This window comes from Devosia sp. J2-20 (assembly GCF_055808475.1).
This window is the reverse complement of sequence record NZ_CM147870.1, coordinates 2,035,855-2,052,071: the sequence shown is the minus strand read 5'-3', so window position 1 is coordinate 2,052,071 and position 16,217 is coordinate 2,035,855. Positions and strand designations below refer to the sequence as shown.

General features: G+C 59.7%; 15 protein-coding genes. 14 read left to right on the top strand and 1 reads right to left on the bottom strand.

Features of this window, described 5'->3' with window-relative positions; translation table 11 throughout:
• Window positions 1–157 precede the first annotated feature (157 nt).
• From AC0L37_RS09990 to AC0L37_RS09970, 5 genes are all read left to right on the top strand, one after another.
• A complete protein-coding gene (locus AC0L37_RS09990) occupies window positions 158–1,018 on the top strand; it encodes a TRAP transporter substrate-binding protein (protein WP_282221252.1) in 861 nt (286 codons plus the stop codon).
• A gap of 58 nt (window positions 1,019–1,076) precedes the next feature.
• Window positions 1,077–1,601: a TRAP transporter small permease gene (locus AC0L37_RS09985; RefSeq protein WP_282221253.1), complete on the top strand. Its 525-nt coding sequence runs from the start codon at window positions 1,077–1,079 to the stop codon at window positions 1,599–1,601.
• A gap of 1 nt (window position 1,602) precedes the next feature.
• The gene (locus AC0L37_RS09980; protein ID WP_212658230.1) at window positions 1,603–2,883 is read left to right on the top strand and encodes a TRAP transporter large permease; all 1,281 of its coding nucleotides are present in this window, start codon (window positions 1,603–1,605) and stop codon (window positions 2,881–2,883) included.
• Window positions 2,884–2,963: 80 nt separating this feature from the next.
• Window positions 2,964–3,677 (top strand): ribonuclease activity regulator RraA, encoded by a 714-nt coding sequence (locus AC0L37_RS09975; RefSeq protein WP_212658229.1) that lies wholly within the window; start codon window positions 2,964–2,966, stop codon window positions 3,675–3,677.
• Window positions 3,677–4,441, top strand: a complete 765-nt coding sequence (locus AC0L37_RS09970; RefSeq protein WP_212659157.1) for a FadR/GntR family transcriptional regulator — start codon at window positions 3,677–3,679, stop codon at window positions 4,439–4,441. The genes AC0L37_RS09975 and AC0L37_RS09970 overlap by 1 nt, the downstream gene beginning before the upstream one ends.
• 47 nt (window positions 4,442–4,488) lie before the next feature.
• On the opposite strand, the gene AC0L37_RS09965 is transcribed toward AC0L37_RS09970, so the two are convergent.
• Window positions 4,489–4,725 (bottom strand): cupin domain-containing protein, encoded by a 237-nt coding sequence (locus tag AC0L37_RS09965; protein WP_473312815.1) that lies wholly within the window; start codon window positions 4,723–4,725, stop codon window positions 4,489–4,491.
• 292 nt (window positions 4,726–5,017) lie between these two features.
• On the opposite strand from AC0L37_RS09965, the gene AC0L37_RS09960 reads away from it, so the two are divergent.
• The 9 genes from AC0L37_RS09960 (at window position 5,018) to manD (ending at window position 16,115) form a co-directional block, all read left to right on the top strand.
• A complete protein-coding gene (locus AC0L37_RS09960; RefSeq protein WP_282221254.1) occupies window positions 5,018–5,803 on the top strand; it encodes a GntR family transcriptional regulator in 786 nt (261 codons plus the stop codon).
• A 30-nt stretch (window positions 5,804–5,833) separates the two neighbouring features.
• On the top strand, window positions 5,834–6,937 hold the full coding sequence (locus tag AC0L37_RS09955; protein ID WP_282221255.1) for an ABC transporter ATP-binding protein: 1,104 nt from the start codon (window positions 5,834–5,836) through the stop codon (window positions 6,935–6,937).
• Complete coding sequence (locus tag AC0L37_RS09950; protein ID WP_282221256.1) at window positions 6,934–7,929, top strand: ABC transporter permease; 996 nt, start codon at window positions 6,934–6,936, stop codon at window positions 7,927–7,929. Before AC0L37_RS09955 ends, AC0L37_RS09950 begins: the two co-directional genes overlap by 4 nt.
• Before the next feature lie 13 nt (window positions 7,930–7,942).
• Entirely contained in the window at window positions 7,943–8,824 is an 882-nt protein-coding gene (locus tag AC0L37_RS09945) for a carbohydrate ABC transporter permease (protein ID WP_212658224.1), read from the top strand.
• A 26-nt stretch (window positions 8,825–8,850) separates the two neighbouring features.
• Window positions 8,851–10,422, top strand: coding sequence for a type 2 periplasmic-binding domain-containing protein (locus tag AC0L37_RS09940; protein WP_282221257.1), 1,572 nt, complete (start codon window positions 8,851–8,853; stop codon window positions 10,420–10,422).
• A gap of 75 nt (window positions 10,423–10,497) precedes the next feature.
• Entirely contained in the window at window positions 10,498–12,831 is a 2,334-nt protein-coding gene (locus tag AC0L37_RS09935; protein WP_282221258.1) for a DUF4962 domain-containing protein, read from the top strand.
• Between the two features lie 29 nt (window positions 12,832–12,860).
• Window positions 12,861–13,607: an SDR family NAD(P)-dependent oxidoreductase gene (locus AC0L37_RS09930; protein ID WP_282221259.1), complete on the top strand. Its 747-nt coding sequence runs from the start codon at window positions 12,861–12,863 to the stop codon at window positions 13,605–13,607.
• A 111-nt stretch (window positions 13,608–13,718) separates the two neighbouring features.
• Complete coding sequence (locus tag AC0L37_RS09925) at window positions 13,719–14,858, top strand: Gfo/Idh/MocA family protein (protein ID WP_282221260.1); 1,140 nt, start codon at window positions 13,719–13,721, stop codon at window positions 14,856–14,858.
• A 30-nt stretch (window positions 14,859–14,888) separates the two neighbouring features.
• Complete coding sequence (gene manD, locus AC0L37_RS09920; RefSeq protein ID WP_282221261.1) at window positions 14,889–16,115, top strand: D-mannonate dehydratase ManD; 1,227 nt, start codon at window positions 14,889–14,891, stop codon at window positions 16,113–16,115.
• Window positions 16,116–16,217 lie beyond the last annotated feature (102 nt).

The following is a 16,217-nucleotide window of genomic DNA, read 5'->3' as shown; positions in this document are numbered from 1 at the left end:
CCCATCGGTCGAGGGGTAGGGAGAAGAAATATGAAGCTAACAAGCAAACTGATGTTCGGCAGCGCCGTGGTCGCACTTTCGGGCCTTCTTGCCCTTGGTGCACAGGCCGCTGAGTGGCGCGGCTGGAACATCCACGTGCCTGATTATCCCGTATCGATTGCCATGGATTCTGTTCATTGCCGATGTCGCCGAAAAAACCGGTGGCGAAATCACCGGCAAGGTGTTCCACGCTGGCGTGCTCGGCGATCAGCCGGACGCCATTGAGCAGACTCGTCTGGGTATCATGGATTTCGGCGTCTTCAGCCTCGGGCCAATGGGGCCGGCTGTTCCCGAAACCAACGTGGTTTCGCTGCCTTTCATCTTCAAGAATATCGACCAGATGTATCGCCTGATGGATGGCGAGGTCGGCGACGCGATCGACAAGGGTCTGCAGGACAAGGGCATTGTGGCGCTGGGCTGGTATGATGCGGGCGCCCGCTCATTCTACAACTCGCAGCATCCGATCAACACGCCTGACGACGTTAAGGGCATGAAGATCCGCGTCATGAGTAACGACCTGTTTGTAGGCATGGTCGAATCCATGGGTGGCAATGCCACGCCAATGGCGTTCGGCGAAGTCTACCAGTCGCTGCAGACCGGCGTGGTTGATGGCGCAGAAAACAATCCGCCATCCTATGAGTCCACCAACCACTTTGAAGTGGCCAAATACTACTCGATGTCCGAGCACCTGATCATTCCTGAGTGCCTGTGCATGAGCAAGAAGAGCTGGGATGCGTTGACTCCAGAACAGCAGGAAATCGTGCACACGGCCGGTCGCGCCAGTGCGGAATACCAGCGCGAATTGTGGCAGGCCCGCGAAGCGGCCAGCATGGAAGTGGTGCGTGCCGGTGGCACGGAAATCAACACTATCGCCGACAAGGCCCCCTTCCAGGCAGCGATGGCCAGCGTCTACGACAAATTCCTGGCTGACAATCCGGACCTGACCGACCTGGTCAACATGATCCGCAACGCCGACTGACAAGACTGAGCGACCCGCGCAAGCGGGTCGCATTCACAGGCGGCAAAGGGGGATGGCTGTGGCCAATTCTGGTTCGGTTCGCGCTGGCATCGATTGGACGATGACCGCGCTGAGCAATGTTTGTATCGCGCTGGCGTCGCTGGCTCTGATTGTTCTGATCTCGACGTTCGGCTGGCTGGTTTTTGGCCGCTACGTTCTCAACGTCACCCCGACCTGGGTGGAGCAACTGGCCCTGCTGCTGATCTGCTACATCACCTTTCTGGGGGCGGCGGCTGGCGTGTTCGAAGACAGCCATCTGGGTGTGACTTTTATCCGCGAAGCGTTTGGCGATCGCGTCGAGGCCATCCTGGTTCTGTTGGGCGATGTGGTGCTGGCGGGCTTCGGACTGGTGATGCTGCTGGCCAGTATCGAACTGGTCCAGTTTGGCTGGTCGACCAAGCTTCCCATGCTCAACATCCCCGAAAGCTACCGCACCTTGCCCTCGGCAATCTGTGGCGGGCTGATCTTTCTTTTCGCCGGAATGCGCGCCGGTCTGAGGGTCTATGACCACTTTGCGCCTGCTATGGCGAAGGGACACAATTGAAATGGGCTTGGTAATTCTCCTGGGCGTATTCGCCCTGGCTGTCGGGGTCGGCATACCGGTGGCATTTGCGATGGGTATCGCAGCGGCAACTACCTTCCTGTTCGAGGGCTTCCCGCTGCTGATCACCTTCCAGCGCGCCGTTTCGGGCATCTCGGTCTTCTCGCTGCTGGCGATCCCGTTCTTCGTGTTTGCCGGTGAATTGATGCTGCATGGCGGGCTGGCCAAGCGGCTGGTGGATTTCGCCTCGGCGCTGGTCGGGCGGGTGCGCGGCGGGCTGGCCAATGTCAACATTTTCTCCAGCATGCTGTTCGGCGGCATTTCCGGCTCTGCGGTAGCCGATATCTCCGCACTGGGCTCGATCTTGATTCCCGTGATGAAGGAGAAGGGCTATTCGCCAGACTATGCGGTCAATGTGACGGTGACCTCCTCGATTGCGGGCATCGTCATTCCGCCCAGCCACAATATGATCATCTATGCCATCGCGGCCGGCGGCGGGATCTCGATCTCGCAGCTGTTTCTGGCTGGCGTGGTGCCAGGCATCCTGATGTGCGTCTGTCTGGCAATTGCCGCCTACGCCATTGCCGTCAAGAACAACTACCCCTCCGAGCCATTCCCCGGCTGGCGGGTGCTGGGGTTGACGGCGGTTGCCGCGCTGCCGGGCCTGTTCACCGCTGTCATCATCGTTGGTGGCACGCTTTCGGGCATCTTCACCGTCACCGAATCCGGGGCATTCGGCGCCATTTATGCCCTGGTGCTGACGGGGGTGGTCTATCGCACGCTGAGCATGCGCGGCTTCATCACGGCGGTGGTTTCTTCGATCAAGACGACCGCGATGGTGATGATCCTGATCGCCTTTGCCAGTTCGTTTGCCTATCTGCTGGCGCTCTATCAGGTGCCCGCTTTGCTCAGTAACGCGCTCACCACCATTTCGGACAACCCGATTATCATCCTGCTGATGATCAATGTGATCCTGCTCATCCTGGGCATGATCATGGACATGGCCGCGCTGATCCTGATCTGCACCCCGATCTTTCTGCCCATCGCCAAGGGTATTGGCATGGACCCCACCCAGTTCGGCATCATGCTGCTGATCAATTTGGGGCTGGGCCTGTGCACGCCGCCGGTCGGAACCTGTCTGTTCGTTGGCTGCGCCGTCGGCAAGGTCAAGATCGAGGACTGCGTTCGAACCATCTGGCCGTTCTATCTCGCCATTCTGGCGGCGTTGCTGCTGGTCACTTATGTGCCCGCCGTGTCGCTCACACTGCCGGCGCTGCTCAAGTAGGCAACGCCAGCCAACCTCAATTGAGCGGGCCAGCGCGAACAGATGCGCGGGCCACTCCAGATAAACTGCGGAGAAAATCCATGAGCCTTTCCCCCGAGACACGTGCCAAGCTGATGAAGGTCAGCACGGCGACCCTGACGACGGCGATGTTCAAGCGCGGCTTCAAGAATATCTTCATTCAGGACGTCCAGCGCCTGAACGCTGGTCCCAACATGGTCGGCGAGGCCTATACGCTTCGCTACATTCCGGCCCGTGAAGATCTCGATGGCATAGAATCATTCGCCGATCCCGCACACGCGCAGCGCAAGGGCGTCGAAGAGTGCCCTGAGGGGGCCGTGTTCGTCATCGACTCTCGTCAGGACGCCAGCGCTGCTTCGGCAGGTTGCATCCTGGTGACGCGACTGATGAAGCTGGGCTGCGCGGGCGTCGTGACCGATGGCGGATTTCGCGACAGCCCCGAAATTGCTGCGCTTTCCATGCCCAGCTATCATAGCCGTCCAAGCGCGCCGACGAACCTGACCAAGCACCACGCGGTTGCCATCAATGACCCGATCGCATGTGGCGGGGTTTCAGTGTTCCCTGGAGACGTTCTGGTCGGTGACAATGAGGGTGTCGTGTGCCTGCCTGCCCATCTGGCCGATGAAGTGGCTGATGAAGCGGTCGAAATGACAGTGTTTGAAGACTATGTGTTGGAAATGGTACAGGGTGGTGCCTCGGTTATCGGCCTGTACCCGCCGACCAACCCAGCGACAAAAACTGAATTCTCCGCCTGGAGAACAGCCAATGGGCGATGATGGAACAGACTAGCCAGCCGAGCGAACCAGCAGCGCGAACAGGTGAGCCCAAACTCGCCGATCAGGTGTATGAGAAGATACTGACCTCGATCATCACCGGGGACTTTCCGGCGGGCGAGAAATTGCCCACGGAAATGGAGCTGTGCAGCCGATATGGCATTTCCCGGCCGATTCTGCGCCAGGCCCTGCGCCAGCTCAAGGCCGACGAACTGGTGGTTTCGCGCCAGGGGTCTGGTTCCTTCGTCAAAAGACGGCCCGATGGCGTAGTGCTCAACTTCGCGCCTGTCGGCTCCATCGCCGACATTCAGCGCACGTTCGAATTCCGCGCTGCCATCGAGGCTGAGGCCGCAGCACTGGCGGCTGAACGGCACGACCAGAAAGATCTCGAACGCATCCGTGCAGCCCTGGCTGCGCTCGATGAGTGTGTCAGGACGGGGCAGGTTGGTGGCGCCGCCGACGAAGAGTTCCACATGGCGGTCTGCTCTGCGTCGGGAAACCACTATTTCGAGAACGCCCGCACCTCGATGAAGGCGCAGATCGTTCTGGCCATGACGCTGAACCGCCAGCTATCGCTCGCCAGCCCCGAGCAGCGTCTTGCCAAGGTGCAGACGGAACACGTCCGGATATTCAAGGCGATCACCGATCGCAATGCGCCAGCCGCCTATTCAGCAATGCGCGATCACATCGAGAGCGCCCGGCGTCGTATCTTTGATGGCGGCGTACCAGTGGCCAAGGACTGGGCCGGGGCCAATAGCCAACGCTGAGGCATCTTCGGCAGCATCGCTGCCAAAGATGTCCAAATTTTACAAATCTACAGGAAGTCGTCGCGTCGAGGCGTGAAGGCGTCGATCAGATTGCCTGCTTCAAGCGCGACGCAGGAATGCACTGCGTTGGAGGGGATCAGCAGGCCATCGCCTGGATTGAGAATCCGCGTCTCGCCGGCAACGGTGAACTCAAACTTTCCACTGGCAACGTAAGTCGTCTGCACATGCGGGTGATTATGCGCTAATCCCTTGCCGTCCTTGGCAAAACGAAACTCGACGAGCATCAGTTCCTCGTTCTGCGCCAGGATCTCGCCGCTCTGCGCCCGGGCCCGAAACCACCCAAGTGGCCTCCGCAAGTGTGTCCACGATCATCGTTCAAAACTCCCTGTAACTGGCATTTGTGCCTCGTATTCTACGGGTTGGTGCTGCCAAATTCATCCCCAAAACTGCGGCTGGTCACCGTAGGGCGGGGAAGTGAATTGCCGTTCAACGACATATTTGTAAAAATTTGGTATTGCAACACCGGGGGTGCTTAGATACTAGTGGGCTTACAAATATGGAAGACAGGTGACGAGCATGTTGGCTGATCAGATCAAGGAGGTGCCTTTTGAAACGCTTGAGCGCCTGCTTGCTGACGTGCAGCTCGATCCTGATCAGGGGTTGGTCGGTCAGATCTATGCCACCCTGTGGGACCTGATCGTTTCGGTCCGTCTCCGGCCCGGCTGCATGATCTCCGAAAATGAGCTTGGCTATGCGCTCAAGGCCAGCAAGACGCCTGTTCGTGAGGCGCTGATCCGGCTGGAATATTCGGGGCTGGTTGAGATTGTGCCCAAGAGCGGCACCTACGTCACGCCAATCCGTATCAACCGCTATATTGAGGCGTCATTTGTCCGTCTGCAGCTGGAAATTGGCGCTGTTCGTCGCGCCGCAATGCGCAATCACGACGTGACCAACCTGGTGCAGCTTGAAGCCATCATGACTCAGCAGGCCACGGCTGTTGCCAGCGATGACTACGAGCGCTTCTTCGACCTCGACCAGAAGCTGCACGAGACCTTTTTCACCATGGCCGGCATCCCCGGCGTCTGGGAAACCGTCAAGCTGACCCAGGGCGATGTCAATCGCATCCGTCACCTCAAGCGCATCTACAATATCCGGCGTGGCCCGCTGGTGATCGAGCAGCATCGCGCCATCGTTGCGGCCATCCGCTCGGGCGCACCCGATACGGCCGAGGCCGCCATAGCCGAGCATCTGGGCAGTCTCGAACGAGAGATCGACGAACTCGCCGCTCGCCCCGAACTGCTCGAATACATCGAAGCACTCAATACCAACAACGCGCGAATGCGCGCCGTTCGACGCGCCTGAACTGAGCCGCGTCCCTGAGGAGGATAGAACGTGTCTGGAGTTTCACTTACCGGTATCGTCAAGCGTTATGGCAGCCTCGAGGTGGTGCATGGCATCGACCTTGAAGTCGCGCCGCGCGAGTTCGTTGTGCTGGTCGGGCCATCCGGCTGCGGCAAGTCCACCACGCTGCGCATGATCGCTGGTCTCGAGGAGATTTCAGATGGCGATCTGACCATCGATGAGCGGCACGTGAACAGCGTTGCACCAAAGGATCGCGACGTCGCGATGGTGTTCCAGAACTACGCGCTCTACCCCCACCTTAACGTGGCTGAAAACATCGCATTTGGTCTGCGTATCCGGCGCGAGAAGAAGGAAGCGGTCGACGCGGCAATCAAGGAAGTCAGCACCATTCTTGGTCTGACGGAATACCTTGAGCGCCGGCCCGCAGATTTGTCCGGTGGACAGCGCCAGCGTGTCGCCATGGGGCGGGCCATCGTGCGGCGCCCCAAGGTTTTTCTGTTCGACGAACCGCTGTCGAACCTGGACGCCAAGCTGCGCACCCAGATGCGCGCCGAGATCAAGCGGCTGCACAAGCGTCTGGGCGCCACCAGCATTTATGTCACCCATGATCAGGTCGAAGCCATGACCCTGGCCGACCGCATCGTCATCATGAACGAGGGCAATATCGAGCAGGTTGGCTCGCCCATGGAACTGTTCCGCAACCCCGCCAACGTGTTTGTTGCAGCCTTCCTGGGTTCGCCGCCGATGAATCTGATCAAGGCCACGATCGTGGAGGCGGGCGACAAGCCTGTCGCCGAAGTGGGCGGCCAGAAAATCACCTTGGCGCCGCTCCCAGACCTGGCGGACAGCGTCGGGCGCGAAGTCGTGCTGGGCATCCGTCCCGAATATGTGACCATTGTCGATGACAATGCACCCGGCATCCTGCGCATTGCGGTTGAGCTTGTCGAAACGCTTGGTTCCGAGGCGTTGATCCACGCCTCTTTTGCCGGCGAGCCCTTCGTCATCCGCGCCGAGACCATGGGGCAGCGTGAGATCAACGAGACTGTCCCCGGCTTCACCATTGAGCCCCATCTGATCCGCGTGTTCGATGCTGCCACTGGTCTGGCGCTGGCTGATCAGGACCATGCGCCATGAGTATCGACCCACAGGTTCAAGGCACCAAAACCGAAACTCTGGTGGTTGAGGCGCGCGAAGCGCAGCGCCGTCGCCGTCCGGGCAGGGTGCAGCGCATTGGCGATCATATCCGGCGGGAATGGCAGCTCTATGCCATGCTGATCCCCACCATCCTGTGGCTGATCATCTTTCTCTATAAGCCGATGTACGGCCTGCAGATCGCGTTCAAGGATTACAGCGTCTTCCGCGGTGTCGCGGCCAGTCCCTGGGTCTGGTTCGAGCACTTCGAGACCCTGTTCAGCAATGACCAGTTCATCCGGGCACTCAAGAACACCGTTATCATCAGCTTTTACAGCCTGCTGTTTGGCTTTCCCGTACCGATCATTCTGGCCGTGATGTTCAACGAAGTTCTGCACCAGACCTTCAAGAAGACCCTGCAGACGGTGGTTTACCTGCCGCACTTCATCTCCTCGGTGATCATTGCCGGCATCGTCATAACGGCCTTCGCGCCATCAGCGGGCATCGTCAACACCGTGCTGGGTTGGTTCGGCGTCAGCTCGGTCTACTTCCTGACCAAGCCCGAATGGTTCCGGCCGATCTTTGTGGGCACCACCATCTGGCAGGAGGCCGGCTTCCAGTCGATCGCCTATCTGGCCGCCATCGCCGGGGTTTCGCCGACCCTCTACGAGAGCGCCGTGGTCGATGGTGCGTCCCGCTGGCAGATGATCTGGAAGATCACCATCCCCTCGATCATGCCCACTATCATCATCATGCTGATTATCCGCATCGGCAACATGCTCGAAGTCTCCTTCGAGATGATCATCCTGCTTTACCAGCCGGCGACCTACGAGACGGCCGACGTGGTCAACACCTTCATCTACCGCCAGGGCATTCAGGGCGGACAGTACGATCTCGCTGCTGCCGCCGGCCTGTTCAATGCCGTTGTCGCCTTCGTCCTGGTGATGACCGCCAACACCATCTCAAAACGCTACTCACGCACGTCGCTCTGGTGATCGGAGACAAGCCATGACCAACATGAATCTGTACTCGCGCGGCGACAAGCTCTTCGTCATCCTGAACATGGTGCTGATCACCATCTTCGCGCTGTCGGCCCTGTATCCGTTCATCTACATCACCTCGCTGTCGCTGAGCACCGGCTTTGAGGCACGGGCGGGCAATGTGATCCTGACGCCAGTCGGTTTCACGCTCGAAGCTTACAAGCGTGTGCTGTCTGAGCCCGAGTTCTGGACCTCGTACAAGAACACCTTCATCTACACGATCGGCGGCACGCTGATGAGCCTGGTGTTCATTATCCCCGGTGCCTACGCCCTGTCGCGGCCGCAGCTATGGGGGCGTCGGTTCTGGAACCTGATGGTGGCCTTCACCATGTGGTTCAACGCCGGCATGATCCCGTTCTTCCTGAACATGCGCGATCTGGGGCTGCTCGACAGCTATTTCGGCATCATCATCGGTTTTGCGGTCAACGGCTTCAACATCATCCTGCTGCGCAACTTCTTTGAAGGTATCCCGCAGAGCTTTGAAGAAGCGGCCCGGATGGACGGTGCCAACGAGTTCCAGGTTCTCTGGAAGGTCTACATGCCGCTGAGCAAACCGGCCATCGCTACGGTCGCACTGTTCTGCATCGTCTCACGCTGGAACGGCTTCTTCTGGGCAATGATCCTGCTTCAGGACCAGGACAAGATCCCGCTGCAGGTCTATCTGCGCCACGTCATCGTCGAGCTGTCCGACGATGAAGCTTTCGCCAACACGCTGCTGACCTCGGCCTATTCGTTCGAGACGGTCAGTGCGGCGATCATTGTCTGCTCGATCATCCCGATCCTGCTCATCTACCCCTTCCTCCAGAAATACTTCAGCAAGGGCATCCTGCTGGGCGGAGTGAAGGAATGACCCAACGTCGCATCAAGGAGGAAAACATGCGAACTCTACCCGTGACTTTGTCGCTGCTCATGCTCGGATCGACCGCGCTGACCGCCCCCGCGCTGGCCCAGGATCTGCGGATCGTCGAAGATCCGCTCGAGCTGACCATCCACATGCACTGGCCGCGTGCCCAGGGCTATGGTGTGGGGGGCGATACGACCCAGATATATCCTGTCGAACTGGCCGCTCGCGAGATGACCGGCATTTCGCTGGTCGACCAGACCGCCGGCAAGAATACCACTGACGCTGCCGAAGCGATGAACCTGCTGCTGGCTCAAGGCAACATGCCCGACATCGTCGGCGGCCACCTGATCCAGCAGCCGGTCAATCAGTACGGCCCGGAAGGCGCCTTCCTGCCGCTCAACGATCTGGTCAAGGAGCATGCCCCCCATATCCAGGCTTTCTGGGATAGCCACCCCGGTCTGATGGAAGCCATTTCTGCCTATGACGGCAACTACTACTACATCCCTTACCTGCCTGACGGTGAGTTTGGCCGGGCCTGGTACATTCGTCAGGATTGGCTCGACAAGCTGGGGCTGGAGCAGCCCCAGACCGTAGACGAATATCACGACGTCCTCGTTGCCTTCCGCGATCAGGACCCCAACGGCAACGGCAAAAAGGATGAGATTCCCTATTTCGCGCGCCAGTGGGAAGAAGTGAACCGCCTGCTCACGCTGTGGGATGCGCGCTCATCGGGCTCGGATACCTATCACGATTTCTACGTCAACGGTGATGGCAAGCTGGTCCATCCCTACGCGCAGGAAGCCTATCGGATTGGCCTTGGCCATATCGCCGACTGGTATGCTGAAGGCCTGATCGACGCGGAAATCTTTACCCGCGGTTCCTCCTCGCGCGACTACCTGCTGTCCGAAAATCTTGGTGGCTCGACCCATGACTGGTTCGCCTCGACCTCGGGCTACAATGCCGCTCTGGCCGACAAGATCGACGGCTTCAACTTCATTCCTTTCCTGCCCCCGGCTTCGGCTGCAGGTGTGCGGATGGAAGAGCACCGTCGCATCCCGATCAAGCCTGATGGCTGGGCCATCAGCTACATGAACGAGCATCCGATCGAGACCATCAAGTACTTCGATTTCTTCTTCACTGAAGAGGGACGCAATCTGTCCAACTTCGGCGTCGAAGGCGAGACCTGGAACATGATCGACGGCCAGCCGGTCTATACCGACGCCGTGCTCAACAGCGATAGCCCGGTCAACAGCCAGATGTATCTGGTGGGGGCGCAGATCTATCGCGGCTACTGGCAGGATTATCGCTACGAGGACCAGTGGACCTCCGAAGCTGCCCGCGAAGGTATTGCGCTTTACCAGGCAAATGATCTGCTGATCGACCAGTTCCTGGGCGTCGCCTTCAATCAGGAAGAGCAGGCGGTCTACGACAAGTACTGGCCCTCGCTGCGCACCTACATGCTTGAGCGCCAGCAGGCCTGGATCCTGGGCAGCGGCGATGTCGATGCCGACTGGGATGACTACATCGCGACCCTCAACCGCATGGGCTACGACCAGGTGATTGAGGTGATGAACTCGGCCTATGCACGCCAATACGGCGGCTAGCAGCGGCCGTCCCGGCTCGCCATCCTCCCAGGTGGCGAGCCGGTCCTCTTTTCCATTTGCAAGGACACTGTGTCGATGAGCCCCGCCACGCCGCGTTCCCACGAAACCTATCTTGATCAACCGGCCGCGGCTGCGCTCACCACGCAATACTGGCCGGACCAGAAATCCGTGCTGACTGAAAATCCGCCACGCTTCAGCTGGCTGCCCGTGGTCGATAGTGGCGCGCGCTACACTCTGCAGGTGTCGACCGATGAGCGTTTCCCCGCCAAAGCGACGCACGAGTTCAAACCCATTCCGCTGAACTTCTTCACGCCAGACGCCGCGTTGGGGCCGGGCCACTATTTCTGGCGTTACGCGACTTGCGACGCCCATAGCGGCGCCCTTGATTCCGACTGGAGCACGGTCCGCCAGTTCGATCTGGGCACGGATCTGCCCGAGACGCCGCTGGCCGACCGTGCCACGCGCTATGCCCACTGCAATATGAGCCATCCCCGATTGTGGCTGAACCCGCAGAGCCTGCAGCAGTTTTCCCAGGCTGTATCCGACGACCCCGAACACGGCGCCTGGCAGCGCTTCTTCGATGCTTCGGTGACGCCCTGGCTGGAGCGCGACATCATCGCCGAGCCGCCTCCCTATCCGGGCAATAAGCGCACGCCGGCCGTCTGGCGCGCCACCTATATCCAGTGTCAGGAACTGATCTATGCCATTCGCCATCTGGCGATTGGCGGCAAGGTCACCAGTGATCAGGCCATGCTGGATCGCGCCAAACAATGGCTGCTTGCCGTGGCCGCCTGGGACCCGGCTGGGACGACCTCGCGCACCTATACCGATGAGTGGGCGTTCCGGGTCACCGTTGCGCTGGCCTGGGGGTATGACTGGCTGCACGATCAGCTCAGCGAAGACGAGCGTACTACGGTGCGGCAGGCGCTGCTGACCCGCACGCGCGAAGTCGCTGAGCACGTCATGCGCCACGCCAATATCCACGTATTCCCCTATGACAGCCATGCCGTGCGCTCGCTCTCGGCTGTGCTGGTACCTGCCTGTATCGCCCTGCTGGGCGAGGAACCCGAGGCCGAAGACTGGCTCAACTACACGGTCGAATTTCTCTCCACGCTCTATTCGCCCTGGGGCGACAGCGACGGGGGCTGGGCCGAAGGTCCACATTACTGGATGACCGGCATGGCCTATCTGATCGAGGCAGCCAATCTGCTGCGCTCGTTCATGGGCTTTGACCTCTACAAGCGCCCCTTCTTCCAGAAGACCGGCGACTTCCCGCTCTACACCAAGGCGCCTGACACACGGCGGGCCACCTTTGGCGACGACTCCACCATGGGTGATCTGCCCTGTCTCAAGATTGGCTACAATCTGCGCCAGTTCGCCGGCGTCACGGGCAATGGCGCCTATCAGTGGTTCTTCGAGGAGATCAACCGCAACGATCCCGGCACGGAGATGGAATTCTACAATTACGGCTGGTGGGATCTCAATTTCGATGAGCTGGTCTATCGCCACGACTTCCCGATGGTGCAAGCGGTCGCGCCGTCCGAGCAGGAAAAGCTGAAATGGTTCAGGGGCATTGGCTGGGCCGCCATTCAGCTGCGCGAGGATAATCCCGACGAGCACATCCATTTCGTGATGAAGAGCAGCCCCTATGGTTCGATCAGCCACAGCCATGGTGATCAGAACGCCTTCGTCATGGCGGCCTATGGCGAGGATCTGGCGATCCAGAGCGGCTATTACGTCGCCTTCAACAGCTCCATGCACAAGACTTGGCGCCGCCAGACCCGCTCCAAAAATGCCATTCTGATCAATGGTCAGGGGCAGTATGCCGGGGCCGACAAGTCAATTGCCCTGCGTTCGAACGGCCAGTTGACCCATGCCGAAGATCGCGGTGACCACATCTATATCCGCGGCGATGCGACACCCGCCTATGCAACCTTGTCCCCCCAGGTCACCAGCGTCGCGCGCGAAGTCTACTTCATCCACGACTCCTATTTTCTGGTCGTCGACAGTGTCGATGCGTCCGAACCGGTCGCGCTGGACTGGCTGCTGCATGCCAACAGCAAGATGCAGGTGGGCACCGATACCTTCCGCTATAGCGGTGACAAGGCCGGGTTTTACGGCCAGTTCGTCTGGTCTTCGGCGGGCATGCCCAAGCTGGCGCAGGAAACCGGTTATGACGGTGTCGACCCCAGCGAAATCGAGGGTCTGCCTGTAAGCTCCAATATCAGGGCGAGCTTCGCGCCGTCGCGCCATCACCGCATCGCCACGCTGCTGGTTCCCTACAAATTGAGCCAGCCCAAGCGGGTTTTCCACTTCCTGGATGACCAGGGATACAACGCCGACTTCTACTTCACCGATGAGGCGCAGCGCACCTTCAAGGTCGTCGTCCAGAAGTCATTCGAAGCCTGAAATCATACGTCAACGTTAGGAATACGAGCATGAACATGGATGGAAAAATCGCCATCGTCACCGGCGGTGGTCGCGACATTGGCCGCGCCTGCGTGATGCGTCTGGCACAGGCCGGCGCCGCTGTTGCCATCAACTACTACAAGAGCGATGCAGGGGCGAAATCCGCCGTTGAGGAGATTACCGCTGCAGGCGGCCGGGCGTTTGCGCTGCAGGGTGACATGACAGTGCAGGCCGATGTCGACGCGCTGGTCGCCCGCACGGTCAAGGAATTCGGAAAGATCGATATCCTTGCTCACATCACTGGCGGTATTCTGGCGCGCAAAACCATTGCCGAAATGGATGTCGAGCACTGGAACAATGTAATGGACCTCAACGTGACCTCGCTGCTGCGCGTGGTCAAAGCCTCGGCGCCGCATATGGGCGCTGGCAGCACGATCGTCACCATGGCGTCGCAGGCCGGGCGCGACGGGGCAGGGGGTGGCGCACTGGCTTATGGCGCATCCAAGGGCGCGGTCATGACCATGACGCGCGGCATGGCCAAGGAACTGGCCCCCGATATTCGGGTCAACTCGGTCTGTCCGGGCATGATCGACACCGACTTCCACAACATCTTCACCAAGCCTGAAGTCCGCACCAAGGTGGCTGCCGCCACCCCGCTCAAGCGCGAGGGAACCTCTGAAGAAGTAGCCAATCTCGTGGCCTTCCTGGCCTCCGACGAGTCTTCGTTCATGACGGGCGTTTGCGTCGACATCAATGGCGGCCAGGTGTTCTCCTGATCGTCCGCGAGCGCGCTGATCCCTCCTGCGCGCTCGCCCCCCACAAACACCAAAACCACGTCACGGAAGAGGCGCGGCCCCTCTTCGCACGCTGCACTTTCAGGTGAACAGATGACTCCTAAGTTGAAGGTCTTGATTGCTGGCACAGGCTTCGCTGCACAGGGGCACGCTGACGCGTTTCGTGCCGCTGGCGCCGAAATTGTCGGCATTGTTGGCCGAACGGCGGGCGTGGTCTCCGAAGTCGCTGGCAAACTGGCCATCCCCTATTCGGGCACCAGTTGGCAGGAAGCGCTGAACGCCTGCCAGCCGGACATCGTTTCTATCGCCACGCCCGGCGGCGCCCATTACGAACCGATCAAACAGGCCATCGCCGCCGGGTGTCACGTTTTCAGCGACAAGCCGCTGACGGCCAGCGGTGAAACGGCGGTCGAGCTGTACCAGCTTGCTCAGCAGAACAACGTCAAAACCGCCTACGCCGCCAGCTTCCGCTATGCGCCTAGTGTCCTGCATGCCCGTCAACTGGTTGCCGCTGGCGCTATTGGCGAACCCACAGAAATTGAGTGCATCTCGCACTTCAATCTGGAGCGGGATATTCCCTTTGGCTGGTCGCATCGCCAGGAAGATGGCGGTGGTCGTCTCAATAACAATTTCACCCACACGCTCTCCATCGTGACATCCGTCGTCGGCGATAAGATCGTCTCGATCATCGGTGATGTGCGCGACGATCTGGGCAAGGCGCCCATTGTCGAGGGCGTGCACAATTTCGCAACGCGGCGAAATTTCATCCCGAAGGATATCACCGATCCCGCGCTGACCTGGGGCCAGAGCAATGTGGAATGGTCTTATACCGTGATGGCAAAGGTGCTGAGCCCGCTGGCCGACAAGCCGGTATCGGTCCTGTTCAAACATGGCGGCCTGGTGCCACGCTTCCATGAAGATCACATCGTCTTCTACGGCAAACAGGGGGCAATCTATATCAAGGGCCACTACGGCAGCGGCCAGCTCTACCTGTGGGGCGAGGACAAGCAGTGGCAGGAAATCGCGCTGCCCCAATCCATTGCCGATGCCGTGCCGAACGTCGACGGCGAAACCGAGCAGTGCTGGCACTATTTGGCCCGAGAATTTGTCAAAGACATCAGCGGCGAGACGGTCGAGCCTTATCCGACCTTCCGTGAAGGCAGTCAGTATCAGCAGCTGATTGATCTGATCCGCAACAACGAGAACTGGACGGATGTGTCCCACCTGTCCTGATTTTGTGCCCCCGCAACGGAGAGTGTCGCCATGAAGATTACCGGTGCCAAAGTGTTCGTCGGCGGTCCCGCCAAGAACTATGTCACGCTCAAGATCATCACCGACCAGGGCATCTACGGTCTGGGCGACGCTACTCTGAACAATCGCGAAACCCTGCCTGCTGCCTATCTGCAGGACTATCTTATCCCCAATCTGATCGGCATGGATCCGCGCAATAGCGAAGACATCTGGCAGTTTTTCTATCGCGGCGCCTATTTTCGCCGCGGCCCGATTGCCATGGCTGCTTTTGGCGCCATCGACATGGCGCTGTGGGACATCAAGGCAAAACTGGCCGGCATGCCGCTTTATCAGCTGTTTGGTGGCAAGAGCCGCGAGGGCGCGCTGGTCTATGCCCACGCTACAGGCGCCGATCTCGAAGACCTGATGGACTCCATCGCCTACTACGTCGAGCAGGGCTACAAGGCCGTCCGCGTTCAATGCGGCATTCCCGGCATGCCGACCACGGGCTACGGCGTCTCCGAGACCAAGGGTGACACCAGGAACTACATTACCGACTTCAGCGGCATCCGGCCCAAAGTGCAGATCTGGGACACCGATCGCTACATGCGCTACATGCCCGGTGCGCTGGCACAGATCCGCGAGCGCTTCGGCCCGGACCTCAAGATATTGCACGACGTGCATCAGCGCCTGCTACCCCGTGAAGCCGCCGAATTTGCCAAGGCAGTCGAGCCGGTGAACCTGTTCTGGCTTGAAGACCCCACCCCGGCCGAGGATCAGGACGCGCTCAAACTGCTGCGCCAGCATTCCACCGTGCCTGTCGCCATCGGGGAAGTCTTCAATTCGATCTGGGACTGCAACAAGCTTATCGAGAATGAGTTGATCGACTTCATTCGCGTCGCCGTCACCTATGCGGGTGGCATTACCCACGTCAAACGCATCGTCGACCTTGCCGGAATGCACCATGTGCGCACCGGCTTCCACGGCGCACCGAGTCATTCACCGCTCTGCATGGCGGCCCAGGCCCACCTCAATGCATGGGCGCCCAATTTCGGCATTCAGGAATATCTCGTGCTCGGCACACCCGAATGCGACGCCTTGTTCCCCTCCGAACACCGCATGGAAAACGGCATGTTTCATGTCAGCGATGCCCCTGGTCTAGGTGTCGATTTCAACGAGCAGCAGGCTGCGCGCTACAGCTACAATCCCGGTAGCCATCCGGTCGTTCGCCTGGAAGATGGCACGCTCTGGAACTACTAGCGCGAATTTGCCTGATGGCTCGATACACCAACATCGAGACCACGTTCCTGATTGCCCAGACCTGCCAGCCGTCCAGCAGCCCCAAGGTTTTTTGAGAGTCGA

Excerpts from the sequence above, each read along its gene's own strand:
- AC0L37_RS09980 (WP_212658230.1), top strand. The coding sequence starts at position 1,603 with ATGGGCTTGGTAATTCTCCTGGGCGTATTCGCCCTGGCTGTCGGGGTC.
- AC0L37_RS09975 (WP_212658229.1), top strand. The coding sequence starts at position 2,964 with ATGAGCCTTTCCCCCGAGACACGTGCCAAGCTGATGAAGGTCAGCACG.
- AC0L37_RS09970 (WP_212659157.1), top strand. The coding sequence starts at position 3,677 with ATGGAACAGACTAGCCAGCCGAGCGAACCAGCAGCGCGAACAGGTGAG.
- AC0L37_RS09965 (WP_473312815.1), bottom strand. The coding sequence starts at position 4,725 with ATGCTCGTCGAGTTTCGTTTTGCCAAGGACGGCAAGGGATTAGCGCAT.
- AC0L37_RS09960 (WP_282221254.1), top strand. The coding sequence starts at position 5,018 with ATGTTGGCTGATCAGATCAAGGAGGTGCCTTTTGAAACGCTTGAGCGC.
- AC0L37_RS09950 (WP_282221256.1), top strand. The coding sequence starts at position 6,934 with ATGAGTATCGACCCACAGGTTCAAGGCACCAAAACCGAAACTCTGGTG.
- AC0L37_RS09945 (WP_212658224.1), top strand. The coding sequence starts at position 7,943 with ATGACCAACATGAATCTGTACTCGCGCGGCGACAAGCTCTTCGTCATC.
- AC0L37_RS09940 (WP_282221257.1), top strand. The coding sequence starts at position 8,851 with ATGCGAACTCTACCCGTGACTTTGTCGCTGCTCATGCTCGGATCGACC.
- AC0L37_RS09935 (WP_282221258.1), top strand. The coding sequence starts at position 10,498 with ATGAGCCCCGCCACGCCGCGTTCCCACGAAACCTATCTTGATCAACCG.
- AC0L37_RS09930 (WP_282221259.1), top strand. The coding sequence starts at position 12,861 with ATGAACATGGATGGAAAAATCGCCATCGTCACCGGCGGTGGTCGCGAC.
- AC0L37_RS09925 (WP_282221260.1), top strand. The coding sequence starts at position 13,719 with ATGACTCCTAAGTTGAAGGTCTTGATTGCTGGCACAGGCTTCGCTGCA.
- manD (WP_282221261.1), top strand. The coding sequence starts at position 14,889 with ATGAAGATTACCGGTGCCAAAGTGTTCGTCGGCGGTCCCGCCAAGAAC.